This is a genomic window from Micromonospora sp. WMMD735, assembly GCF_049178995.1.
GTDB lineage: Bacteria > Actinomycetota > Actinomycetes > Mycobacteriales > Micromonosporaceae > Micromonospora > Micromonospora wenchangensis.
In genome coordinates this window covers 4,931,483-4,953,827 of record NZ_JBMHMJ010000002.1, presented here as the reverse complement: position 1 = coordinate 4,953,827, position 22,345 = coordinate 4,931,483, and the positions used below count along the sequence as shown (strand labels likewise).

At 72.7% G+C, this 22,345-nt stretch carries 23 protein-coding genes and 1 tRNA gene; 13 read left to right on the top strand and 11 right to left on the bottom strand.

What is annotated here, in order from left to right:
- The first annotated feature begins 11 nt into the window (after positions 1–11).
- Complete coding sequence (locus ACN268_RS21320) at positions 12–1,106, top strand: PLP-dependent aminotransferase family protein (RefSeq protein ID WP_421484717.1); 1,095 nt, start codon at positions 12–14, stop codon at positions 1,104–1,106.
- A 309-nt stretch (positions 1,107–1,415) separates the two neighbouring features.
- Positions 1,416–2,564 carry a magnesium/cobalt transporter CorA gene (gene corA / locus ACN268_RS21315; RefSeq protein WP_421484716.1) on the top strand — a complete coding sequence of 383 codons (1,149 nt, stop codon included), beginning with the start codon at positions 1,416–1,418 and terminating at the stop codon, positions 2,562–2,564.
- A gap of 11 nt (positions 2,565–2,575) precedes the next feature.
- Here corA and ACN268_RS21310 read toward each other — a convergent pair whose 3' ends face one another.
- Both ACN268_RS21310 and ACN268_RS21305 read right to left on the bottom strand, forming a co-directional pair.
- A complete protein-coding gene (locus ACN268_RS21310) occupies positions 2,576–3,502 on the bottom strand; it encodes a polysaccharide deacetylase family protein (RefSeq protein WP_421484715.1) in 927 nt (308 codons plus the stop codon).
- Positions 3,503–3,761: 259 nt separating this feature from the next.
- The gene (locus ACN268_RS21305) at positions 3,762–4,661 is read right to left on the bottom strand and encodes a hypothetical protein (RefSeq protein ID WP_421484714.1); all 900 of its coding nucleotides are present in this window, start codon (positions 4,659–4,661) and stop codon (positions 3,762–3,764) included.
- 84 nt (positions 4,662–4,745) lie between these two features.
- On the opposite strand from ACN268_RS21305, the gene ACN268_RS21300 reads away from it, so the two are divergent.
- Both ACN268_RS21300 and ACN268_RS21295 read left to right on the top strand, forming a co-directional pair.
- The gene (locus ACN268_RS21300; protein ID WP_363649536.1) at positions 4,746–5,276 is read left to right on the top strand and encodes a peptidylprolyl isomerase; all 531 of its coding nucleotides are present in this window, start codon (positions 4,746–4,748) and stop codon (positions 5,274–5,276) included.
- Positions 5,277–5,303: 27 nt separating this feature from the next.
- Entirely contained in the window at positions 5,304–6,251 is a 948-nt protein-coding gene (locus ACN268_RS21295; RefSeq protein ID WP_421484713.1) for a rhomboid family intramembrane serine protease, read from the top strand.
- Positions 6,252–6,358: 107 nt separating this feature from the next.
- On the opposite strand, the gene ACN268_RS21290 is transcribed toward ACN268_RS21295, so the two are convergent.
- A complete protein-coding gene (locus ACN268_RS21290; protein WP_421484712.1) occupies positions 6,359–6,784 on the bottom strand; it encodes a PH domain-containing protein in 426 nt (141 codons plus the stop codon).
- A gap of 104 nt (positions 6,785–6,888) precedes the next feature.
- Here ACN268_RS21290 and ACN268_RS21285 point away from each other — a divergent pair, with 104 nt between their 5' ends.
- From ACN268_RS21285 to ACN268_RS21260, 6 genes are all read left to right on the top strand, one after another.
- Complete coding sequence (locus tag ACN268_RS21285; protein ID WP_421484711.1) at positions 6,889–8,061, top strand: thiolase family protein; 1,173 nt, start codon at positions 6,889–6,891, stop codon at positions 8,059–8,061.
- A 160-nt stretch (positions 8,062–8,221) separates the two neighbouring features.
- A complete protein-coding gene (locus tag ACN268_RS21280) occupies positions 8,222–9,334 on the top strand; it encodes an aminoglycoside phosphotransferase family protein (RefSeq protein WP_421484710.1) in 1,113 nt (370 codons plus the stop codon).
- A 122-nt stretch (positions 9,335–9,456) separates the two neighbouring features.
- The gene (locus tag ACN268_RS21275) at positions 9,457–9,969 is read left to right on the top strand and encodes a hypothetical protein (RefSeq protein WP_204925418.1); all 513 of its coding nucleotides are present in this window, start codon (positions 9,457–9,459) and stop codon (positions 9,967–9,969) included.
- A 68-nt stretch (positions 9,970–10,037) separates the two neighbouring features.
- Positions 10,038–10,733, top strand: a complete 696-nt coding sequence (locus ACN268_RS21270) for a response regulator transcription factor (RefSeq protein ID WP_421484709.1) — start codon at positions 10,038–10,040, stop codon at positions 10,731–10,733.
- Positions 10,726–12,165 (top strand): sensor histidine kinase, encoded by a 1,440-nt coding sequence (locus tag ACN268_RS21265; protein WP_421484708.1) that lies wholly within the window; start codon positions 10,726–10,728, stop codon positions 12,163–12,165. Before ACN268_RS21270 ends, ACN268_RS21265 begins: the two co-directional genes overlap by 8 nt.
- Before the next feature lie 55 nt (positions 12,166–12,220).
- Positions 12,221–12,814 carry a hypothetical protein gene (locus tag ACN268_RS21260; protein ID WP_421484707.1) on the top strand — a complete coding sequence of 198 codons (594 nt, stop codon included), beginning with the start codon at positions 12,221–12,223 and terminating at the stop codon, positions 12,812–12,814.
- A 66-nt stretch (positions 12,815–12,880) separates the two neighbouring features.
- Here the strand turns inward: ACN268_RS21260 and ACN268_RS21255 are convergent, their stop codons facing one another.
- Positions 12,881–15,196, bottom strand: a complete 2,316-nt coding sequence (locus ACN268_RS21255) for a hypothetical protein (RefSeq protein ID WP_421484706.1) — start codon at positions 15,194–15,196, stop codon at positions 12,881–12,883.
- Positions 15,197–15,341: 145 nt separating this feature from the next.
- Between ACN268_RS21255 and ACN268_RS21250 the strand changes: the two genes are divergently transcribed.
- A complete protein-coding gene (locus ACN268_RS21250) occupies positions 15,342–16,046 on the top strand; it encodes a glycosyltransferase family 2 protein (protein ID WP_204925630.1) in 705 nt (234 codons plus the stop codon).
- A 25-nt stretch (positions 16,047–16,071) separates the two neighbouring features.
- Here ACN268_RS21250 and ACN268_RS21245 read toward each other — a convergent pair whose 3' ends face one another.
- Together ACN268_RS21245 and ACN268_RS21240 are read right to left on the bottom strand one after the other, a co-directional pair.
- Positions 16,072–16,956, bottom strand: a complete 885-nt coding sequence (locus tag ACN268_RS21245) for a transketolase family protein (RefSeq protein ID WP_421486950.1) — start codon at positions 16,954–16,956, stop codon at positions 16,072–16,074.
- Between the two features lie 2 nt (positions 16,957–16,958).
- Positions 16,959–17,681, bottom strand: a complete 723-nt coding sequence (locus ACN268_RS21240; protein ID WP_421484705.1) for a transketolase — start codon at positions 17,679–17,681, stop codon at positions 16,959–16,961.
- 45 nt (positions 17,682–17,726) lie between these two features.
- Here ACN268_RS21240 and soxR point away from each other — a divergent pair, with 45 nt between their 5' ends.
- Positions 17,727–18,188, top strand: a complete 462-nt coding sequence (gene soxR / locus ACN268_RS21235; protein ID WP_421484704.1) for a redox-sensitive transcriptional activator SoxR — start codon at positions 17,727–17,729, stop codon at positions 18,186–18,188.
- 40 nt (positions 18,189–18,228) lie between these two features.
- Here soxR and ACN268_RS21230 read toward each other — a convergent pair whose 3' ends face one another.
- The gene (locus ACN268_RS21230) at positions 18,229–19,206 is read right to left on the bottom strand and encodes an NAD(P)H-quinone oxidoreductase (protein WP_421484703.1); all 978 of its coding nucleotides are present in this window, start codon (positions 19,204–19,206) and stop codon (positions 18,229–18,231) included.
- 295 nt (positions 19,207–19,501) lie between these two features.
- Here ACN268_RS21230 and ACN268_RS21225 point away from each other — a divergent pair.
- Positions 19,502–19,588 (top strand) — tRNA-Ser (locus ACN268_RS21225).
- A 587-nt stretch (positions 19,589–20,175) separates the two neighbouring features.
- Here ACN268_RS21225 and ACN268_RS21220 read toward each other — a convergent pair.
- From ACN268_RS21220 to ACN268_RS21205, 4 genes are all read right to left on the bottom strand, one after another.
- Positions 20,176–20,619, bottom strand: a complete 444-nt coding sequence (locus tag ACN268_RS21220; RefSeq protein WP_421484702.1) for a hypothetical protein — start codon at positions 20,617–20,619, stop codon at positions 20,176–20,178.
- A 225-nt stretch (positions 20,620–20,844) separates the two neighbouring features.
- On the bottom strand, positions 20,845–21,117 hold the full coding sequence (locus ACN268_RS21215) for a hypothetical protein (protein ID WP_421484701.1): 273 nt from the start codon (positions 21,115–21,117) through the stop codon (positions 20,845–20,847).
- 484 nt (positions 21,118–21,601) lie between these two features.
- Positions 21,602–22,012, bottom strand: a complete 411-nt coding sequence (locus tag ACN268_RS21210; protein WP_421484700.1) for a type II toxin-antitoxin system VapC family toxin — start codon at positions 22,010–22,012, stop codon at positions 21,602–21,604.
- Positions 22,009–22,287 (bottom strand): type II toxin-antitoxin system Phd/YefM family antitoxin, encoded by a 279-nt coding sequence (locus tag ACN268_RS21205; RefSeq protein WP_421484699.1) that lies wholly within the window; start codon positions 22,285–22,287, stop codon positions 22,009–22,011. The genes ACN268_RS21210 and ACN268_RS21205 overlap by 4 nt, the downstream gene beginning before the upstream one ends.
- Positions 22,288–22,345: the final 58 nt, after the last annotated feature.

The following is a 22,345-nucleotide window of genomic DNA, read 5'->3' as shown; positions in this document are numbered from 1 at the left end:
GGCTCGTGCGCATGACCGCCGAGCAGCTGATCTCGTTCGCCCGTGGCGCGCCCTCGCTGGACATCGTGGATGTCGAGGGGCTCAAGGCCGCCGCCGTCCGTGCCTTCGACGCCGACCCCGCCGGGGTCACCGCCTACGGCACCTCCGTGGGTTACCCCCCCTTGCGGAAGTGGATCGCCGAGAAGCACGGCGTCGAGGCGGATCAGGTGCTGGTCACCAACGGCTCGCTGCAGGCCGACGCGTTCCTCTTCGACCACCTGGTCCGGCGCGGGGACGCCGTGGTGGTGGAGCGTCCGACGTACGACCGGACCCTGCTCAACCTCCAGCGGATGGGCGGCGAGATCCACGGCGTGGGCATCGAGCCGGACGGCCTGGACACCGCCGAGCTGCGCAAGCTGCTGGAGTCCGGGGTACGCCCCCGGCTGGCCCACGTGATCCCGAACTACCAGAACCCGGCCGGGGTGACCCTCTCCCTGGACAAGCGCCGTGAGCTGCTCGACCTCGCCGCCGAGTACGGCTTCACCATCTTCGAGGACGACCCGTACGCCGACATCCGGTTCCGGGGCGAGCCGCTGCCGTCGATGCTGTCGATGGACACCCGGGGTGTGGTGGTGCACGCGTCGAGCTTCACCAAGACCGTCTGTCCCGGGGTGCGGGTCGGTTACCTGGTCGGGCCGGCGAGCCTGATCGCCGACATCGCCAAGAAGGCGACCAGCCTGTACATCTCGCCGGGCATGGTGGCGCAGTCGATCGTGCACCAGTTCTGCGTCTCGGGTGACATCCAGCGGTCGATCGCCACGGTGTCGTCGGCGCTGGGTGAGCGGGCCGGGGTGCTGGCCGAGTCGCTGCGCCGGCACCTGCCCGAGACGACCTTCGTCGAGCCGGACGGCGGCTACTTCCTCTGGGTGGAGTTCCCCGACGACGTGGACGTGGACCGGTTGGCGCCGGCCGCCGCCGAGCGGGGTGTCGCCGTGGTCAAGGGCAGCGACTTCATGGTCGACGGCGGGCGGCACGCGTTGCGGCTGGCGTTCTCCGCGGTGACCGCGGACCGGATCGACGAGGGTGTGCGCCGGCTCGCGGACGCGGTGGCGGCGATCCGCGGCTGAAATATCTGTCGGGTTTCTGACAAAAGTACGACGTCGGCCGGTCGAGGGCTCCCCTCGACCGGCCGGGCGACCCACAATGCTGCGAGCGTCACTCACGTTCGGCCGGTGACCCGGTCGTACCCGCCGGACGGGTGGGTGACGCGGCAGCATTACCCCGCCCCCAGCGGTGCCGGGTGGGTCGGGTCGGCCCCTCACCCCCCGAACGCGGTCCGACCCGCCCGGCGCCCACACCCCGATCGGCCGAGCGCCACCGCGCCCGGGGCGGCGTAGCCTGCAAGCCGCAGCAGGACACCCGGGAGGGGGAACGCCATGACGGACCGGGCGGCACGGGAGCGGTCGGCGACACTCCACGGCGGTCGGGTGCTGAACCCCCGCGCCTGGGCGTCCCCGGTGCGCGCGATGTCCCGCATCCTCAACGCCGACGGCTCCCCCCGCACCCCCGCGCCCGCCGGCCCGGGACGCAGCGGGGTGGTCGACTGCGGCCTCTACGTCGACGGCGAACGCCGCCCCGGCCAGTGGCAGTACGCCGAGGCGCTGGCCGCCGCCCGCGAGGAACGCGACGGGTTCGTCTGGCTGGGGCTGCACGAACCGGAACTGGCCGAGATGACCGCCATCGCCGAGACGTACGGCCTGCACGAACTGGCCGTCGAGGACGCGGTGAAGGCCCAGCAGCGGCCCAAGCTGGAGCGCTTCGGCGAGGTCAGCTTCCTGGTGCTGCGCACCGCCCGGTACTGCGAGCACACCGAGCTGACCGAGACCTCCGAGGTGGTGGAGACCGGCCAGGTGATGCTGTTCATCGGGCCGAACTTCCTGATCAGCGTCCGGCACGGGGACGCCTGCCGACTGTCGCCCGTCCGGGCCGACCTGGAGGCCAAGCGGGACCTGCTGCGGCACGGCCCGTGGGCGGTGGCGTACGCGATCACCGACCGGGTGGTGGACCTCTACCTGGAGGTGGCCGACCAGCTGGAGGACGACCTCGACGTGCTGGAGGCCGACGTCTTCGACAGGCAGAGCAGCGGGCGGATCCAGCGGATCTACCAGATGAAGCGGGAACTGGTCGAGTTCAAGCGGGCGGTGATCCCGCTGCAACGGCCGCTGCTGACGCTGACCGCCCAGGTCAACCGCGAGGTGCCGCAGGAGGTACGACGGTACTTCCGCGACGTGCAGGACCACCTCAGCCGCACCGTCGAGCAGGTCAACTCCTACGACGACCTGCTCAACTCGATCCTCCAGGCCCGGCTGGCGCAGGTCACCGTCGACCAGAACAACGACATGCGCAAGATCGCCGCGTGGGCGGCCATCGCGGCGGTCTGGACCGCGTTCGCCGGGGTCTACGGCATGAACTTCGAGAACATGCCCGAGCTGAAATGGACGTACGGCTATCCGGGGGTGCTCGCGTTGATGCTCGCCATCTCGCTGGCGCTCTACCGGTGGTTCCGCCGCAACGGCTGGCTCTGACCGCCCACCGGTCAGTGGGTCGGGGCGGTGGCCGGGGTGGCCGCCGCCATCAGCTCGGAGACGGTGACGAACTCGAAGCCCTGCCGGCGCAGTCCGGTGATCATCGCGGCCAACCCCCGGATCGCGACCAACCGGTCCGCCGGCCCGGTGTCGTGGGCGAGCAGGATGGTGCCCGGCTCGCAGGAGTCGACGATGTAGTCGACCAGGCCGTCCGGATCATGGGTGAACCGGGATTCGAGCATCTGCCGGTTCCACAGGACCACCTGGTAGCCGAGGTCGTTGGCGGCGAGCAGGGTGCTGCCGGCGAGGTGCCCGTACGGCGGGCGGAGCAGGGTGGGCTCCCGGCCCCAGAGCCGGGTCAGCTCGTTGTGCGCCCGGCTGATCGCGGTGCACGCCTGCTCGTAGGTCATCTTCGCGAGGTCCTGGTGGGCCCAGGTGTGGTTGCCGACCTCGTGACCGTCGAGCCGGTGCGCCACCAGCCGGCCGTACTCGCGGGCGCGGCGGCCGACCATGAAGAAGGTGGCCGGGGTGTCGGTCTGCGCGAGGATCGACAGCACCCGGGGGGTCCAGTTCGGCGCGGGCCCGTCGTCGAAGGTGAGCGCGATCAGCCGGCGGGTGGTGTCGACGCTCCACACCACGTCGACCCGGGACGACCGGGGCGGGGTGCGCCTGTCGGCGTGCACGGTGGCGGCGTACCCGCCGTAGACGGGCAGCTTGCTGTCGGCGGTCGCCTCGGCATACCCCAGCTCGCCGGTCAGCGCCACGCCCGCGCCGGCCAGGGCGGCGGCGGTGCCGGAGAGCACCCGTCGTCGGGACAGCGCCCGGTCACGCCCGGCCGGGGGCTCTCCCGGACGCTCGGCGGACTGGTCCCAGCGCCCCGTCGAGGGGACGCCGTTCGGCTCCGGAGCCGGACGCTCCGGGTCGGTGGTCGACGACATACGAGCACTGTAGGAGCCGCAAGCCCGTCGGGTGGACCCGTAACGGTCGGGGGTAACCCTGAAAATTCCTTACGTTCTCGTGGGGGTCGCCGCCCTGGGCAGGCCGGATGACGGTGCCGGGCCGTACCGTGCGGGGGGCTGCCGGTGCCGGCGGCGCGTCGTCGTTGCGGACGGCCCGGGACCCGGCGGGCCCCGGAAGCCGGCTGCGGCGCGGGACGACCCGTCAGGTCGTGCCGCGCCGCCGACGTGGTGCGGGGGATCAGCGCCGGGTGCTGGACTGCGCCGCGCTCCGACCGGCGTCGAGCGCCTTGCCGAGGTCGTCGGCCGGCCGGCCGGAGACGTCGGTGGCACCCTCGGCGACCGAGGGGACCTTGTCGTTCGGGTGGATCACCGGCTTGCCGGCCGGGGTGCCGGCCGCCACGGCGGAGCTGCCGACGCCGGTGGCCGGGGTGGCCGAACCGGAGGGCGTGGTGCCGCCCGCCGACGGGGTCTCCACCACCAGGATGTCGACGTCGTCGCGGGGGGCGTCGACGCCGGCGGCGGCCGATGCGGTGGAGGCGCCGGCGGCGGCCGATGCGGTGGGGGTGGCCGAATCAGTGGAGGCACCGGAGGTCGACGACGGGACGGGGGCGGTGCCGATGCTGCGGGTCGGGTCGTACTCGGCCCACTCCTGCTGCTCGCGGCGGCGACGCAGGGCCATCGCGCCGGCCACCCCGGCGACCGTGCCGGCGACCAGCAGGCCCGCCATCATGCCGCGCGAGGTCTGCTTCTTCTTCCGGGCCTTCGGGCTCTTCGCCTTGATCTTCTTGCTCACCTTGGCCTGCTTGGCGGCGGCGGCCTTCTTGCCGGCCAGCGCCTTGCCGGCGGCCTCGGCCTGGGCGTTGCGCACCGCCAGGGCCACCGGGGCGAGCGCGGCGGCCGTCGTCGCCAGGCCGCTGGAAGCCCGGTCCCGCACCGCGACCGCGGTCGGCGCGACGGCGCTGCGGGCCGACTGGACCCGCGGGCCGACCGTGGCGCCGGCGCCCTTCGCCGCGTGCGTGGCCGCCTGCCTCAGGTGACCGATGCCCTGGTGCAGCTCCACCTTTGCCAGCTGCCCCTGGGTCTTGCGCCGCCCGATTCCAAACACGGTCCCACCTCCTGGGAGTTGTTCCTTCGTCATCCTCTACCACCGGATGCCTCCGCACTGCCAGATGGGGCACATGGGAGGATCCGCATGGAACTGACCAACGAGTGAGGAGTACCCGTGGCCGAGGCTGTCTACGCCACCTTGCACACCAACGCTGGCCCGATCCGGCTGGAACTCTTCGGCAATCACGCTCCGAAGACGGTTCGTAACTTCGTCGACCTGGCCGAGGGCAACAAGGAATACACCGATCCCCGCACCGGCCAGCCGGGCAACGGGCCGTACTACGACGGCACCATCTCGCACCGGGTGATCAGCGGCTTCATGATCCAGATGGGCGACCCGACCGGCACCGGCCGGGGTGGCCCGGGTTACACGTTCGCCGACGAGTTCCACCCGGAGCTGCGCTTCGACCGGCCGTACCTGCTGGCGATGGCGAACGCCGGGCCGGGCACCAACGGCTCGCAGTTCTTCATCACCGTCGGGCCGACCCCGCACCTGAACAACCGGCACACCATCTTCGGCCAGGTGGCCGACGAGCAGTCGGCGAAGGTGGTCGACTCGATCGCCAACACCCCCACCGGCCCGAGCGACCGGCCGTTGCAGGACGTGGTGATCGAGCGGGTCGAGATCGAGCGCACCGGGGCCTGACCGCGGCTGCGAGGTACCTTTGCACGCATGACTGAACGCTCCGGGCCGGCCGGCGACGCCACCGGTGGGTCGGTGCCGACCACCCCGGTCTGCTACCGCCACTCCGACCGGGAGACGTACCTCAGGTGCTCCCGCTGCGACCGGCCGATCTGTCCGGACTGCATGCGGGACGCTCCCGTCGGCCACCAGTGCCCGGAGTGCGTGAACGAGGGACGCCGCAGCGTACGGCCGGCGCGTACCGCCTTCGGTGGCGGTGCCGCCGGCCGTCGCGGCCTGGTCACCCGCACCCTGATCGCGCTGAACGTGCTGATGATGATCGTCTCGGTGCTCAGTGACCGGGGCGGCGACTCGCTGATCGGCGGCTCCGGTTTCGGCGGCCTGCTCGGCGGCGGCACCCCGCTGACCCAGTGGGGTTCGGTGCTCAGCTACGCCTCGTACGTGCCGTTCGGCGAGGCGCACGGCGTCGCCTCCGGCGAGTGGTACCGGCTGGTCACCGCGATGTTCCTGCACTACGGCGTGCTGCACCTGCTGCTCAACATGTGGGCGCTCTGGGTGCTGGGGCGGGAGCTGGAGGCCCTCCTCGGGCCGCTGCGGTTCCTCGGCCTCTACCTGATGGCCGGCCTCGGCGGCAATGTCGCGGCATACCTGTTCAGCAGCCCCAACACCGCCTCGGCGGGTGCCTCGACGGCGATCTTTGGGCTGTTCGCGGCGGTCTTCGTGCTGATGCGCCGGCTCGGCCGGGACACCTCGGCGATCCTGCCGATCCTGGTGATCAACCTGATCTTCACGTTCACCGTGCCGGGCATCTCCATCCCGGGTCACGTCGGCGGGCTGATCGTCGGGGCGCTGATGGCACTCGTGCTGGCGTACGCCCCCCGGATGCGACGCTCGGTGTTCCAGGCCGCCGGTGCGGGGCTCCTCCTGCTCGCGCTGCTCGGCCTGGTGATCGTCCGTACGGTGATGCTGCTCGGCTGACCCGGGCGCTGCCGCTGACGGGGCGGTGTCGGGGTTGGCCGGACACCGCTACGTCGGCCCCGCCGAGTCGATCACGTCGGCACCGTGGGATCAGGGGCGGCCGGTGCTCAGGGGCGGGCGGCCCGGACCTCCTCGGCCACCTCGGCCGGGGGTGCGCCCAGGTCGGCCCGGCCCAGCAGGTGCAGGGTCTCGCCCGCGTCGATCTCCAACGTCTCGCCGGTCAGCCCGAACCGGGTCCGCCGGTCCACGGTGACCGCCTCCACCACCTCCCACGGCAGGTGCCGCCGCCCGGCGTACCCCCGGACGACGGTGATCCCGTCGGCGTCGACCGCGAGCCGGACCGGGGCGAGCAGGTCGCGTACCGCCCAGGCGGCCGTCCCTGCGGCGGCGGCGACGGCCAGCGCCAGCCGGACCGGGTCGCCGTCGGCGAGCAGCAGCCCGAGGGCGACCAGCCCGACCGCGCCGGCCAGCTTCACCGCCGGGACCGCCGGGGGGACCCGCCACTGACGGGCCGGAGACGTTGGTGGATGCACCGTCCCAGCATGCCAGCCGCACCGGGCCGGCCCCGGCGACGCGGGGGGCGGACCGGCCGCCGGGGACGTAGTATCGACACAGCCGAAGTTACCGGGGAGTAGTCATGAGTGACGCAGTCATCGTCGGTGCGGTGCGTACCCCGGTCGGGCGACGCAAGGGTGGCCTGGCCGAGGTGCACCCGGTCGACCTGTCGGCGCACGTGCTGCGCGCCCTCGCCGACCGCACCGGCATCGATCCCGGTCAGGTCGACGACGTGGTCTGGGGCTGTGTGTCCCAGGTCGGCGAGCAGTCGTGGAACGTCGCCCGCAATGCCGTGCTCGCCGCCGGCTGGCCCGAGTCGGTACCCGGCACCACCCTCGACCGGCAGTGCGGCTCCAGCCAGCAGGCCCTGCACTTCGCCGCCGCGACGGTCGTCTCCGGGCAGGCCGACCTGGTGGTGGCCGGGGGCGTCGAGTCGATGACCCGGGTGCCGATGGGGTCCAGCGTCGGCGACGGCATGCCGTTCAGCGACCGCATCCGGGCCCGCTACCGGGGCGTCGAGGGCTTCGCCGACGACCAGCCGCTCCCGTTCAACCAGGGCGTCGGCGCCGAGCTGATCGCCGCCCGCTGGCGCTTCTCCCGCAGCCAGCTCGACGAGTTCGCGCTGGCCAGCCACGAGAAGGCCGCCGCCGCCCAGGACGCCGGGGCGTTCGACCCGGAGCTTGCCCCGGTGCCGCTCAGCGACGGCCGCTCGTTCACCACCGACGAGGGCATCCGCCGGGACACCTCCCTCGCCGCGCTCGGCGAGCTGAAGACCCCGTTCCGCGCCGACGGGGTGGTGACCGCCGGGTCCGCGTCGCAGATCTCCGACGGGGCCGCCGCACTCGCCGTCACCACCAGCGAGTGGGCCAGCCGGCACGGCCTGCGCCCGCTGGCCCGGGTACACACCGCCGTGGTCGCCGCCGACGACCCGGTCGCCATGCTCACCGCCCCCATCCCGGCCACCGCGAAGGCGCTGCGCCGCGCCGGCCTGGGCATCGAGGAGATCGGCGTGTACGAGGTGAACGAGGCGTTCGCCCCGGTGCCACTGGCCTGGCTCGCCGAGACCGAGGCCGACCCGGAGCGGTTGAACCCGCGCGGCGGGGCGATCGCGCTGGGGCACCCGCTCGGCGCGTCCGGTGCCCGGATCATGACGACGATGCTCCAGCACATGCGGGACAACGACCTCCGGTACGGCCTGCAGACCATGTGCGAGGGCGGCGGCATGGCCAACGCCACCATCCTCGAACTCCTCTGACGCTCCCCCGCCCGTGCGATCCTCGCCCGTGCGGTCCCCGCAACGGGGCCGATGATGCGGTGTCCGGGCGGCCTTGATGCCGCCACATCGGCCCCATTGCGATCCCGCCCGGTCGAAAATGGCGGGTGCCGGGGTGGGCGGGTGGCCTACTCTGCGCGGCGTGACGATCGTCTCCGTGGCCCCCGGCTGGGCCGACCCGCAGTGGCGGGCCACCGCGCTGGACTGGGTGACCGGGCAGCTCGACCGGCACGGCCGGCGGGTCACCGGCCCGGTCGAGGCCCGGCAACGCCCCTGGTCGCTGGTCTGGCAGGTGCCCACCGACGCCGGGCCGTACTGGTTCAAGGCGAACAACCCCGGCACGGCGTACGAGGCGGTGCTGCTGGCCGAGCTGCCCCGGCACGTCCCCGGCCGGGTGCTCGACCCGGTGGCCGTGGACCCCGCGCGGGGCTGGTCGCTGCTGCCCCATGGCGGCCCGTCCCTGCGTGACCTGGCCGAACCGGACCCGACCCGGTGGGCCGACGTGCTGGCCGCCTACGCCGACCTCCAGCGGACGGTGGCTCCCCGGGCCGACGACCTCGTCGCGCTCGGCGTGCCCGACCATCGGCCGGCCGCCCTGCCGGCCCTGCTCGCCGACCTCCTCGACGACCGCGCCGCCCTGCTCCTCGCCCCCGGACACGGCGACCCCGACACCCGCCCGGCCACCGGCGGCACCGATGTCCGCCCGGCGCCCGGAGACAATGGCGACGGCGACGCCCGCCCGGCCGCCGGGGTCGACGGCGACGGTGCCGGGAGCGACGACGGTGGGCTGGACGCGGCGACCTACGAGCGGCTGCGGGCGTACCAGCCGCGCTTCGCCGACGACTGTGAGCGGCTCGCCGACACCGGCATCCCGGCCAGCGTGCAGCACGACGACCTGCACGACGGGAACGTGTTCGCCGCCGACGGCTACCGCTTCTTCGACTGGGGCGACGCGTCCGTGGCGCACCCGTTCGGGACCCTGTTGGTGACCCTGCGCTCGGTCGCGCACACCTACTCGCTGCCCGAGGGGGACCCGGTGCTGTTGCGGCTGCGCGACGCCTACCTGGAGGCGTGGACCGACCGGCACGACCGGGCGGCCCTGCGGGAGGCCGCCGGGCTGGCCGTCCGGGTCACCACGGTGAGCCGGGCGCTGTCCTGGCGACGGGCGCTGGCCACCACCGACCCCACCCGCGCCGGGTACGCCGACGCGGTGCCGGGCTGGCTCGGCGAGCTGTTCGCGCCGATGCCCGTCTGACGTCCCGCCCCCGGGCAGCGGCCGGTACGCAAAGACGCACCGGTGGTGCGACCCGGGCGAGTGGAAGTTCCAAAAGTCGACAGTGACCCACATCACCCCTGGTCACGGCTCGTTGGCCAGGTATGGACGTCTTCTCGCGCACCTTCCTCCCGGCCGCCGCCGAGACCGGGCTGGCGGTCCAGACGGTGAGTCGGCACATGCCGGTCTTCCGCCAGTGCGTCGGGTCGGGGGACGCCACCATCCTGGTCGCCCGGTGCGCCCGCCCCGACCGCCCGGTCGACGGCGACTACCTCCTGCTGCTCACCCACCGCCGGCTGGTGGTGACCCGGCAGACCCGGGTGCTGCACCGGCTGCGCCTGCACCTCAACACCGAGCTGCGGGAGCTGAGCAACGTCACCTGGAGCCCCGACCCGCGCGCACAGGCCGTCGAGCTGGCCGCCACCGCGATCGACGGGGTACGCGAGCGGTTCGTCATCCGTACCCAGCACCCGAAGCAGGTGTGGCAGCTCGACACGCTGCTGCACCACGCGTTCCGGACCCGGCTGCGCCGGCCCGAGGAACGGGTCGTCGCCACCATCGGTGACGCCCCGCCCGTCGCGCCGGCCCCGCTGCTGCGCCCGCTGCCGGCGCGCTGACCGGGTTCTTACCTGACCCGAACACGGCCGTCCGCACCGCCCGACGCCGGGTCGGTCATCATGGGCCGGTGACCGTCGATGCCACCGCACCACGTGGGCTCGTCCTCGTCGTGGAGGACGAACCGGCCATCGCCGACCTGGTCCGGCTCTACCTGGGCCGGGACGGCTTCGGCGTACACCTGGAACGGGACGGCACGGCCGGGCTGGCCGCCGCCCGCCGGCTGCGCCCGGTGGCCTGCGTCCTCGACATCACCCTGCCCGGCCTGGCCGGCACCGAGATCTGCCGGCGGCTGCGCGAGTCCGGCGACTGGACCCCGGTCATCTTCCTCACCGCCCGCGACGACGAGGTCGACCGGATCGTCGGCCTGGAGCTGGGCGCGGACGACTACGTGACCAAACCGTTCAGCCCCCGCGAGCTGGTGGCCCGGGTCCGGGCGGTGCTGCGGCGGACCGTCGGTGCCCCCGACGGCGTGGACCGGCCCCGCACCGTCGGCCCGGTCACCATCGACCCGGCCCGGCGTACGGTGCTCGCGGCCGGTGCCCCCGTCCAGCTCACCTCCACCGAGTTCGACCTGCTCGCCCACCTGATGGCCCGCCCCGGCCGGGTCTTCACCCGGGAGGAACTGCTGGCCGGGGTCTGGGGGTACGCGGCGCACGCCGGCACCCGTACGGTCGACGTGCACGTCGCCCAGGTCCGGGCGAAGCTCGGCGCGGCCAGCGTGATCCGCACCCACCGGGGCGTCGGGTACGCCGCCGATGGCTGAACCCGCCGCGCCGCCGGCCGCCCCCCGGGGTGACACCGCCCCCCGCCGTCGCCGCTCCCTGCACACGCTGACCGCCCGTGCGGTGCTGGTCACCTGCGCCGTGGCGCTGGTGTCGGTGCTGGTCACCGCCCTGGTCGCGGTCCCCCTGGCGGTACGCGGGGTGGAACGCCGCGACCAGGAGGCGCTGGCCGCGCAGGCCCGGCTCGCCGCCGACGTGCTGAAGGTCCGGCCCAGCCGCCAGCGCGACGCGGCCGGCGACCGGCTGATCCGCCAGCTCAAGGACCAGCAGATCGAGGTGTACGTCGTCCAAGGCGGGCTGGCCGACCGCCCCGGCCTGCCCCGGCAGGTGGTGAACCGGATCTCCGCCGGCCGGGACGTCTCCGGCCGCCGGTTCGTCAACGGCCAACGGACCCTCGTCGAGGGGCGGGCGCTGCCCGGCGGGGAGGGGGTGGTGCTGACCCGGGCCACCCCGCAGGGACCGTGGCGGCAGGTGCTGCGCGCCCTGTGGCTGCCGCTGCTGGCGGGGCTCACCGCCGGGGCGGCGGCCGGACTGCTGCTCGCCCGTCGACTGGCCCGGCCGATCCGGCACGCCGCCACCGCCGCCGCCCGGCTGCGCGCCGGTGACCGGGCCGTCCGGGTGCCCGTCGAACCCCCCGACGAGGTCGCCGACCTGGCGTACGCGTTGAACGGGCTGGCCGCCGCGCTGGCCACCAGCGAGGGCCGGCAGCGGGAGTTCCTGCTCTCCGTCTCGCACGAGCTGCGTACCCCGTTGACCGCGATCCGGGGGTGGGCGGAGGCGCTCGCCGACGGGGTGATCGGCGCGGACGAGGCGACCGCGACGGGCCGGACGATGCTCGCCGAGGCGCAGCACCTGGACCGGCTGGTCGCCGACCTGTTGGCGCTGGCCCGGCTGGAGGCGGTGGACTTCCCGCTGGAACCGGTGCCGGTGGACCTCACCCGGCTGGCCGCCGACGCCGAACGCACCTGGTCGGAGCGGTGTGCGGCGGTCGGGGTGCCGTTCCGGTTGGAGACGCCGGGCACGGCGGTGCCCGCGTACACCGATCCGGGGCGGATCCGGCAGGTGGTGGACGGGCTGCTGGAGAACGCGCTGCGGGTCGTACCGCCGGGGGCGCCGGTGGTGCTCGCGGTCCGGACGGCCGGTGCCGGCCCGGCCGCCGGCGGGCTGGTCGAGGTCCGCGACGGCGGACCGGGCTTCACCGACGACGACCTGGCGGTGGCCTTCGAGCGGGGGGCACTGCACCAGCGTTACCGGGGGGTCCGCAAGGTGGGCAGCGGGTTGGGGCTGGCGTTGGCCGCCGGGCTGGTCCGCCGGCTCGGTGGGGAGATCGTCGCCGGGCACGCCGCCGAGGGGGGTGCGGCGTTCACCGTCCGGCTGCCCGCCCGTCCTTACCTGACCCGAACATCGGCCTGATCCCGCGCCCATCCCGTTCGGCGAGGCTGGTGGCATCACGGACGAGAGGACAGTCATGGCACATCGGGGAATCGCCGTCGCCGCCACCTCGCTGCTCGCGGCGCTCACGTTCGGCGTCGCCGGCTGCGGGACGGCTCAGGTCGCGCAGGACGGCACGAAGGCCGCCGCCGTCGACGTGGCCGCCGCACTGGGCGTCGAGGGACAGGCGCTGGCCGCGCTGGGCCTCGATCCGGTCGAGTTGGATCTGCTCGCCGCTCCCGCCGCGTCGACCACCCCGTCCCCGCAGGCCGGGGACAAGGGCAAGCGTGGCGAGCGGGCGAAGGAGTTGCGGCAGCGCCGGCAGGCCCGGGTGAAGCTGGGCCGCAACGGCCTGCACGGCGAGGCGGTGGTGCAGACCAAGGACGGCACGAGGACCGTCGTCGTGCAGCGTGGCGAGGTGACCGCGATCGACGGGGACTCGGTGACGGTGAAGTCCACCGACGGCTTCACCCTGACCTGGAAGCTGGGCGACCAGCTGCGGGTGGTCGAGCGGCGGACCACCGTCAAGGCCAGCGACGTGAAGGTGGGCACCAGGGTCAACGTGGCCGGGGCCAAGGACGGGGACGCCAGCGTCGCCCGGCTGATCGTGGTGCCGATCAAGCAGAAGTGACCCGTGGGGGACCGGTCGGGGCCGGCGTGGACCACCACGCCGGCCCCGACGTGTGTTCCCCGTGGCTCAGCGGGTCGGGGGCAGCGCGTAGCCGACGTGGTCGCGGTACTCGATCGTCCAGCCCGCCGGGACGAGCCGGGCACACCCCGTACGGGGGCCGGTGCAGACGATCGCGTCGACCGAGGTGGGGTCGGCCGGCGGCCGGTCGGGCAGCACCGACTGCAACGCCACCAGCTCGGGTGACCGGCCGTCGTCGTCGCGCAGCAGCAACCACCAGGGGTACTCCCAGTTGTCGTTCTGCTGCACCAGGCCGATCCGTCGGGCGTCGCTGGCCCGTACCGCCGAGGCGGCCCAGCGGAACTCGTCGGCCCACTGCGGCCGGCGCAGGAACCGGGTGTCCCACTCGCCGGTGGTGAAGACCGAACCCGCGCCGACCAGCCGGCGCGGGAAGCCGTAGGACAGGGCCAGCACGCCGGCCAGCGCGGAGGTGGCCAGCACAGTCACCACCAGCCCGGCGGCCACCGACCGGCGGCCCGCCCCGGCCCGCCGCCGCAGCACCGCGTCGACCCAGAGCCCCGCCAGGGGTACGGCCAGCACCAGCGCGTACAGCAGCAGCCGGTTCCCCCACGGCTGCCACTTGATCATCGCGGTGTGCAGGACGACCGCGCCCACCACCACCCCCGCGTACGCCCGCAGCGTCCCCGCCCGGCCGGGGCTGATCCGGCGCGGCCGGGCCAGCGCGACGACCGCCCCGAGCAGCGCCAGCGCCCCGGCCAGCGGGAAGGCCACCCGGTCCTCGTCGGGATACCAGGCGGGCACCGGGAAGACCTCCCGGCCGAACGTGATGGCCCGGTCCTGCGGGTCGACGCCGACCGCCCGGGAGCCGTCCATGATGGCCGAGGCGGTGCCGGCGCGCAGCGGGGCCAGCGGGGTGTCGAACGCGGTGTGCCCGATCCGCAGCGCGTTGACCAGCACGGCGGCCGGATCGTGCCGTTCCATCGGGATGGACTCCCGCAGCCGGGGCGGCCCCAGCGGGTGACCGAACTCGGCCGTCTCCCGGGCCAGGAACGGCCCCACCACCGTCGCCGCGACCAGCAGCACCAGCACCGACCCGCCCACCGTCCGGGCGACCTGCCGGGCCCCGGTCGGCCCCGGCCGGTCCGTCGGCCCGGTCGTCGGGTCCGAGCTGAACCCGCCCGACGCCCGGCCGGCCCGGTCGGGCGCGACCCCGGTGGGGTCTTCCGGAGCGGCCCCGGCGGGGCGGCGGGCCAGCCGGAGCTGGGCCAGGCCCCAGAGCAGCAGCAGCGGCCCGACGGCGATCAGCCCGCTGGTCTTGGTCAGCGCGGTCAGGCCGGTGGCCGCGCCGAGCGCCAGCGCGTCGGCCAGGCCGGCCCGGCGGCGCAGCCCGTCCAGCACCAGGGTGGCGGCGCAGGCGGCCCAGGCGGCGGCCACCAGGTCGGTCTGGGTGCTGGTCGCCTGCAGGGCCACCATCGGCGTGGTGGCGACCAGGAACGCGGTGACGAGCTGGGCCCGCCGGCCCCCGCCGAGCTGGGCGGTGATCCGGGTGGCCGCGAGCAGGCAACCGATCCCGGCGGCCCACTGCACCAGGTTGTGCAGGGCGTCCCCGCCGGTGAACAGGCGCAGGTGCAGCAGCAGGTATTCGGCCCCGGGCGGGATGGTCACCTGCCGGTGGATGGCGGTGGGCCAGAACTCCAGGCTGCCCTGGGCCACCCAGTGCTCCACCTTTGGCAGGTGGTAGGTCTGCGAGTCGAAGTTGTTCGGCTCGGCCAGCAGCGCCACCACCAGCTCGATCAGCACCACCGCGAGTACCGTGCCGGCGAGCAGCCGTTCGCCCCGGGTCGCCGTACGCCGCAGGTGGGTCAGCCGGTCCGCCCAGCCGGCCAGCAGCGCCGCGACGCCGGCCCGGACGGTGGCCGGCAGCTCCGGTCCCTGTGCCGCCCCGCTGCCGGCGGCAGGGTCCCCGGTCGGGCTGTCTGCTGTCGGGCCGCCTGTCGTCGGGCCGCTCCCGGTCGGGCTTTGCGCTGTCGGGCCGCCCACGGTCGCGCCGACCAGCACCGCCCGGCGGGTCTCGGCGGCGGTACGGGGCCGGACGGCGTCCCGGCCGCGTCGCCGGCCGGCGGCCACCGCGACCCCGGCGACGAAGAGCAGCCAGGCCAGGGCGAAGGCGGGCAGGGTGAGCGCGTCGAGGGCGCCCAGCACCTCCACGGTCAGCACGGCGAAGACGCCGGTCAGCAGGGCGGCCCGGACCACGCCGAGGCGGTGCGGGGCGACCACCCCGGCGGCCCGGGGGCGCAGGAGGGCGGTGAGTAGCACGAGCGCCGCGACGGGGGCCGCCACGAGCATCCAGCCGGCTGCCGACATGGGCGGAAGTAAACACCATTCCGCGTGGTGACCGGGTGCCGGCCGGTCCGGTGGCGGGCATTCGCCGCTGCGGTGGCGACCCTCGCGCGGCTGACCTGCCAGGCTAGGCTATGCCCGACTCACTGTCGCCACCGTGGAGATTCCCGTGAAGCTCTCGATCCTCATGCCGGTCTACAACGAGGAAGAACGCATCGCGGATGCCCTGAAGCAGGCATTGGCGGTCGATTATCCGTGCGAGATCGAGCTGGTCGTGGTGGACGACGGCAGCCGGGACGGCACCGGGGAGATCCTCGGCCGGGCGGACGACTCCCGGCTGCGGGTGATCACCCACCCGCGTAACGCGGGCAAGGGCGCGGCCATCAGGACGGCCGTGGACAGCGCCGAGGGTGAGTACATGGTCATCCTCGACGCCGACCTGGAGTACGACCCGCAGGACATCCCCCGGCTGCTCGCCCCGGTGCTCGACGGGCGGGCCACGGTGGTCTACGGCAACCGCACCTTCGGCAGCCACAGCGCCTACAGCTTCTGGTACGTGATGGGCAACAAGGGCGTCACGATGGCGGCGAACGTGCTGTTCAACTCCTACATCGGTGACCTGGAGACGTGTTTCAAGCTGATGCCGGTCGAGCTGTACCGGTCGTTGGGCATCAGGTCCCGGGGTTTCGGGATGGAGGCGGAGGTGACCGGCAAGTTGCTGCGTCGCCGCATCCGCCCGTACGAGGTGCCGATCAGCTACCGGGCGCGCGGGCGCGAGGAGGGCAAGAAGATCACCTGGAAGGACGGGGTCGAGGCGATCTGGATCCTCGGCCGGGAACGCACCCGCCGCCGTCCCGCCCGCACGCCCCGCTGACCCGTCCCTCCCGGTCAGCCCACGGTCATCCCGCCGGGGTCAGGAAGCCGTCGACCGCCCGGCGCAGCCCGGCCGGGTCGAGGCCGTGCCACCGGTCGTGGTCCTCGGCGGTGCCGTAGCGCCGCAGCTCCGCCCGACCGACCCCGAGGCTGAGCAGCCGGTGCGGCCGGTCGGCCAGCGCCTCGGCCACCACCCGCGTCGAGGTGCCGGCCAGGTAGGGCTCCACCACGATCACCTCGGTTGCGGCCAGCGCCCGCAGCCCGGTCACGTCGAACGGCCGGGGCCGGTGCGTGTAGGCCACCGTCACCGGCAGGCCGGCCACCGCCGCGAGCGCGGCGTCGAGCACCGGACCGACCGCCACCAGCAGCGCCGCGCCCGGCCCGGCGTCGCGGACCACCTGCAACCCACCCGCCTTCGGGTACGCCCGCGCGTTGCTCTGTAGGGACAGCCGCAGGTAGGTCGAGTGCTGCCCGCAGACCGCGTCGCGCAGCAGGTCGGGGACCTCGTCGGGGTGGCCGGGCACGTGCACGGTCCAGCCGTCGAGGGTGTCGATCAGGGCGACGTCGGCCGGGGCGAGGTGCGTCCGTCCGGCCTCCGCCCGGTCGTACGACGCGCCGATGCTGACCAGCACCGCACCGACGCCCTGGTGGTCGAGGTCCAGCTTGGTCTGCTCGTACGCCCGCTCGACGAGGAACGGGGCGTAGCTGTGCACGATCGGGCGCTGCCCGGCGAGGGCGAGCCCACCGGCCACCCCGACCATCAACTGTTCCCTGATGCCCACGTTGACCACCCGGTCCGGATACCGTCGGCCCGCCTCGGCGAAGGCGTCGGCGGAGATGTCGGCCAGCACGATCGTGGTCCGGGGGTCGTCGAGGAACCGGGTGGCGCTGGCGACGAAGGTGTCCCGCATGGTCACGACCGGCTCCCCGGGATCGGTCCGTCGACCGCGACGACGACGTGGGGGCGGTGGCCGTCGTGGCCGGTGAGGGCGGCGTGCAGGGCGTCGTGGTCGTGCCCGTCGACGGTGGCGGCGGTCCAGCCGTTGACGGTGAACCGGCTGGCCACCCCGCCCGGCCAGCCGTGACTGGCCGACGCGTTGTCGAGCACGATCGCGGTGAGCCCGGCCAGGCCGGTGGCCCCGGCGTACGCGATCGCCTCGTGGTTGGAGCCCTCGTCGAGTTCGGCGTCGCCGAGCAGGACGTACACCCGGGGGGTGGTGCGGCCCTGGGCGCGCAGGCCGAGCGCGGTGCCCACGCCCAGCCCGAGGCCGTGGCCGAGGGAGCCGGAGCCGATCTCGACGCCGGGGACCAGGGTGCGGTCGGGGTGGCCGCCGAGGCGGCTGTCGGGCCCGCCCGCGTCGTCGAGCCAGTCGACGGGGATGAACCCCTTGGCGGCGAGTACGGCGTAGTAGCCCGCCACGGCGTGCCCCTTGGAGAGCAGGAAGCGGTCCCGGTCCGGGGCGTCGACGGTGGCCGGGGTGATCCGTAGCACCCGGTCGTAGAGCACCCAGTGCACGTCGACGGTGGAGTACACGTTGGCGTCGTAGTGGCGGCCGGCGCGGAGGCGTTCCAGCGGCGCGACGACGGGGGCGGGCAGGGCGTGGCCCCGGGGGTGGGTTGCGGTCGCTGTGGTCATGTGGCTAGCGTGCTACTTGAAGTTAACTTCAACTCAAGGGCAGTGATGTACGAGTCACTCACCATCGGTCAGCTCTCCGCGCGCAGCGGGGTGGCCCAGTCGGCGCTGCGCTATTACGAACGCCTCGGGCTGATCCACGCCGAGCGCACCGGTGGCAACCAACGTCGCTACGCCCGCACCGAGCTGCGCCGGGTGGCGTTCATCCGGATCTCCCAGCAGGTCGGCATCTCGCTGGACGAGATCCGTGCCGCGCTGGACTCGCTGCCCTCGTCCCGGGCCCCCAGCCCCGACGACTGGGCCGCCCTCTCCCGCACCTGGCGGGAGCGACTGGACGAACGGATCAAGCTGCTCGGCAAGCTCCGCGACGACCTCGACGGCTGCATCGGCTGCGGCTGCCTGTCGTTGCAGCGCTGCACCCTCTACAACCCGGGCGACACGTTGGCCGGCGAGGGCCCCGGCGCCCGCCTGGTGCTGCCCCGCCGCGACGGCCCGCGCCCGCCGGCCTGAGCGTCCCCCGGGCCTGCGCCCGGTGTGGCCCGGCCGGTCGTCACCCGGTGGTGAGCAGCACCTTGCCCACGTGGTCGCTCGACTCGACCAGCCGGTGCGCCCGCGCGGCGTCGCGCATCGGCAGCCGCCGGTCCACGATCGGCCGGACCACGCCCGCCTCCACCAGCGGCCACACCTGCTCCCGCACGCCCCGGACGATGTCCGCCTTGTCGGCCAGCGGACGGGACCGCAGCGCGGTCGCCGCCACCGACGCCCGCTTCGCCAGCAGCGCGCCCAGATCCAGCTCCGCCTTCCGGCCGCCCTGCATGCCGATCACCACCAGCCGGCCGCCGTCGGCCAGCGCCGCCACGTTCCGACCCAGGTAGGACGCGCCCATGATGTCGAGGATCACGTCCGCACCCCGACCGTCGGTGACCCGCCGGACCTCCGCCACGAAATCCTGCTCGCGGTAGTCGACCGTGTGCGCGGCCCCCAACTCCCGCAACCTGGCGTGCTTGGCCGACCGGGCGGTCGCCACCACCGTCGCGCCCAGCGCCGCGCCGAACTGCACCGCGAACGTGCCGATCCCGCTGCCGCCGCCGTGCACCAGCAGCGTCTCACCCCTGCCCAGGTGGGCCACCCGGATCAGGTTCGACCAGACCGTACAGGCCACCTCGGGCAGCGCGGCGGCGTCGACCGGGTCGACACCGGCCGGCACCGGCAGCAACTGCCCGGCCGGCACGGCGACCCGCTCGGCGTACCCGCCGCCGGCCAGCAGCGCACACACCGGCTGACCCACCGCCCACCCGGTCACCCCCGCGCCGAGCGCGCCGATCACCCCCGAACACTCCAACCCGGGGTACGCGGGCGCACCCGGCGGCGGCGGATACTGCCCCTGCCGCTGGAGCAGGTCGGCCCGGTTGACCGCGCTGGCGGTCACCTCGACGACCACCTCACCCGCGCCGGGCTCCGGGTCGGGCACCTCCGCCCAGACGAGCGCGTCGGGTCCACCGGGTTCCGGGATCGTGATCGCGTGCATGGCCCAGTCTTACCCGATCCGGGCCGGGAACCACCCCGGTCTGTCGACAAGCGCCATGTGGGCAGGTCCGGCCGGCAATATCCACCGGCCGTCGTCCCGGGCGGTCCACCGCTCGCCCACGACGGCCGGAATTTCGGCCACAGTGGACCATCCGGGTGAGGTCACGCTGGTCATGCCAGGGATCAAGGGCCCCTCTCCGGTACGCCGAACCCCGCCCGACGGCGATGGGCCGGCTCGTCCGGACGCGGTTCGTGGCAGACTAGGCACAGGCCGCGCACCCCCGGGTGGCGGTTCGGGAGGGTTCGCCTAGTGGCCGATGGCGCTGGTCTTGAAAACCGGTAAGGCAGCGATGTCTTCGTGGGTTCGAATCCCACACCCTCCGCCCGAGAGCTGCAGAAGCGAACCCCTGACCAGCACGAACGCCGATCAGGGGAGGTTCGCCGTTCGTGAATCGATCTCACCCCGTTCCGCTGGTTGCCTTCACGTCTCGCTTGTCGTGTCGTATTCGTGTCGGCGTCACTCGGCTTGCTCGGTGCTCAACGGCCCTTGGCCCCGCTTCCGGGCTGCTTCCTGTCCGTCGTTGCCTGAGGCGTAGAACCTTCAGCGGCACGTGCAGGTGATCTAGAAGGCTACCCACCCTCGGCGCAGTATCATGGCGACCGGCAGCCGTCCCTTCGAGCGTTCGGCAGATCGGACGCCTTCTGCATGATCGACAGATTGGCTAATTCCTGTAGATGGCGTGCCCGGCCTGAGTCGTCGAATGGTCGGCGCGAGAGTATAAGGCGGCGCGCCGTTTTTGCGGTCGCGCCGCTGCTTATGCAGATCGGGGTGCAAAGCGCGACGCGTCTCCGCTCGCCCGGTTAAGCCGCAAATGCCCGCGCCTGCTGCGTGAGGGAATCGGCCTGAATTCGAGCGTACTTTGTGACGTGGAGTTCAAAGGATCGCTCGACGCCTTCGATGCGGCACCGACTATGGCCTGGTGAAATAAGCCAATAGATCTGGGAATTGATGCGGCTGCTCGCTCACTATCGCGCGGAAGATTGGCTGCTTGGCCATCTCCTCAGCGACAACTGCCCAATCTGAGTGGGTGTCATCAGGGAATCGTGCGCCAACACGAATGGCATAGTCGACCGCGCCGGCCATGAGATCTGCCACGGTCAACGCTCTCGCAAGATCATCTCCTTGTAGGTCGACCGGCTTGCGTTCGAATATGTACGGCCGGAACTCTGGTCGCTGAAAGATCAAACTCAGAGCCACATCGTAGCGCTCGCTCGCATGATTCAATGCCTCGTATCTGCTAAAGAGGTTCGAAATGGTTATTTGCTCCCGAAGCCTCTTGGTTTGTAGGGAGGCAAAGTATAACGTGACGATTACCGCAGCCAGACTGAAAATTTGGATCACGTCGTCGACCATTGCCGCTCCCCATTGCAGTGCGCCGTATGGCATACATGCTAGTGGGCGGCCGCCAAAATCTGGTTTGACCATGGTGAATTGGCAGGTTGAGTGGGCGGCGTAGTGGCCGTGCTCTGGAGGTGTCGACCGGCTGGCTACCGATGACAAGGACGTCTGGGTCCCCGGCGATCTGGTATGCCGATCGAAGGACGTGGTCCAGTTGCTCACGTCTCACGTGGCGGGTCCCTAGCCGCTCCGGCTGAAGGAATCGAGGACCTTCGCGCGTTGTGGCCGGGATGGCACCCCAGTGAAGGGCGAGTTCTGTCGCAGCTCGACGGCTTCCGGGTCGTCCGACGTCAGGATCGTGAGCACGACCCCGATCCCCTCGTCGATCTTGGCTTGCGAGCGTTTCAGCCAGACCTCGGCCATGGTGCCATCGTGCTGATGGAGGAGTTGGTCGAGGTCCGCCCTCGCCTTGCCCAGCACCTCGTCCGGGTCGGTGGCCAGGCTGCCCGCCACCGCTTGGTGGAGGCCACATTGACTTGAGCTGGTCGCGGGTCAGTTTTGGCCGGGGTGCAGCAGAGCTTCGACATTTCGGCGCTCGACTCGTCGGTGCCTGCCGACCATTACGAATGGCAGGTCACCCCGCTCGCACAGGCTTGACCACGCGCTGACGCGACGATCTCAGCAGCTCAGCTACCTGACCGGTAGTCAAAATATCTCCGCCCGTCATCACCACAGTTGGAGCGTGTGTTAAAGCGCAAAAGAACGCAATCTGTGTGATGCGTTTCCGCTGTTCGCGCCCTATAGAGGAATCCACACCCCAGGAGCCGTAGAGATTTCCCCTGCCCGGCGCAGATGCCAGTGAGGGGCGTTTACTTGGTCGGTGACCGAGAACTTTCTACGCCCCGTACTGGAAGTGAGGGGCGCACCCCGATGCGCGGCCGGGGCTATGACCGTACTTCCGTACGGATGGTCGGCTTCCTACCAGGGGATTCGGAGATCAGTTCTGGCCGGGGCTCGCGGTGGGTAGTCCTGCTTCCTTGGCGCATTCGAGGAGCCGTCGGTCGTAGGTGACGAAGGCGGTGAGTGCCGTGCCGGATTCGTTGGTCAGCACGTGGGCGGTGGCCAGGTGGATGGCGTCGAGGCTGCGGAGCGTCGGCTCGGTAAACGCGGCTGCGGTCGCCCGGATCGTACTGTCGATCTCCAGCCGGAACAGCCGTCCGACGGCGGCCGGCACTCCGATCAACGCCTGCGGAGCTGACCGGCGCAGCGCTCTGGGCACTTCCACCTCGACGAGGGCGGAGGAGACCAGCGGTACGTCGTCGTGCTTGTTGAGCCAGGAGACGAGGTCTGTGCTGCACTCCTCGTGCCGAACCAGCTTGACGACGGCGGCGGAATCCAGATAGATCACCAGCGCTCCTCGTCCCGCATCGCTGCGAGCGAGGCGGCCACGTCCACGTTCTCGTCACCGAGCTTCGGTGGAAGCGGCACCGAGCCACCACCGGTGGGGGCGACGGCTCGCCCTGCGGCTACGAACTTGGCCAACACTGATCTGTCGTCACCTACTGGAACAAGTCGGGCGATCGGGTGGCCGCGATCGGTGATCTCCACGGTCTCGCCGCCACTCACCCGCGCCAACACCTGGCTCGTGTTCTGGTTCAGCTCCCGGACACCGATGCGCTCCATGCATCCGAGTGTAGAACTAAATGTTCTACCGTTCCAGCTGCTGGCGTCATCTGGACTA

Excerpts from the sequence above, each read along its gene's own strand:
- ACN268_RS21320 (WP_421484717.1), top strand. The coding sequence starts at position 12 with ATGACCGCCGAGCAGCTGATCTCGTTCGCCCGTGGCGCGCCCTCGCTG.
- corA (WP_421484716.1), top strand. The coding sequence starts at position 1,416 with ATGACGGACCGGGCGGCACGGGAGCGGTCGGCGACACTCCACGGCGGT.
- ACN268_RS21310 (WP_421484715.1), bottom strand. The coding sequence starts at position 3,502 with ATGTCGTCGACCACCGACCCGGAGCGTCCGGCTCCGGAGCCGAACGGC.
- ACN268_RS21305 (WP_421484714.1), bottom strand. The coding sequence starts at position 4,661 with ATGACGAAGGAACAACTCCCAGGAGGTGGGACCGTGTTTGGAATCGGG.
- ACN268_RS21295 (WP_421484713.1), top strand. The coding sequence starts at position 5,304 with ATGACTGAACGCTCCGGGCCGGCCGGCGACGCCACCGGTGGGTCGGTG.
- ACN268_RS21285 (WP_421484711.1), top strand. The coding sequence starts at position 6,889 with ATGAGTGACGCAGTCATCGTCGGTGCGGTGCGTACCCCGGTCGGGCGA.
- ACN268_RS21275 (WP_204925418.1), top strand. The coding sequence starts at position 9,457 with ATGGACGTCTTCTCGCGCACCTTCCTCCCGGCCGCCGCCGAGACCGGG.
- ACN268_RS21265 (WP_421484708.1), top strand. The coding sequence starts at position 10,726 with ATGGCTGAACCCGCCGCGCCGCCGGCCGCCCCCCGGGGTGACACCGCC.
- ACN268_RS21260 (WP_421484707.1), top strand. The coding sequence starts at position 12,221 with ATGGCACATCGGGGAATCGCCGTCGCCGCCACCTCGCTGCTCGCGGCG.
- ACN268_RS21255 (WP_421484706.1), bottom strand. The coding sequence starts at position 15,196 with ATGTCGGCAGCCGGCTGGATGCTCGTGGCGGCCCCCGTCGCGGCGCTC.
- ACN268_RS21245 (WP_421486950.1), bottom strand. The coding sequence starts at position 16,956 with ATGCGGGACACCTTCGTCGCCAGCGCCACCCGGTTCCTCGACGACCCC.
- ACN268_RS21240 (WP_421484705.1), bottom strand. The coding sequence starts at position 17,681 with ATGACCACAGCGACCGCAACCCACCCCCGGGGCCACGCCCTGCCCGCC.
- soxR (WP_421484704.1), top strand. The coding sequence starts at position 17,727 with ATGTACGAGTCACTCACCATCGGTCAGCTCTCCGCGCGCAGCGGGGTG.
- ACN268_RS21230 (WP_421484703.1), bottom strand. The coding sequence starts at position 19,206 with ATGCACGCGATCACGATCCCGGAACCCGGTGGACCCGACGCGCTCGTC.
- ACN268_RS21220 (WP_421484702.1), bottom strand. The coding sequence starts at position 20,619 with ATGGTCGACGACGTGATCCAAATTTTCAGTCTGGCTGCGGTAATCGTC.
- ACN268_RS21205 (WP_421484699.1), bottom strand. The coding sequence starts at position 22,287 with ATGGAGCGCATCGGTGTCCGGGAGCTGAACCAGAACACGAGCCAGGTG.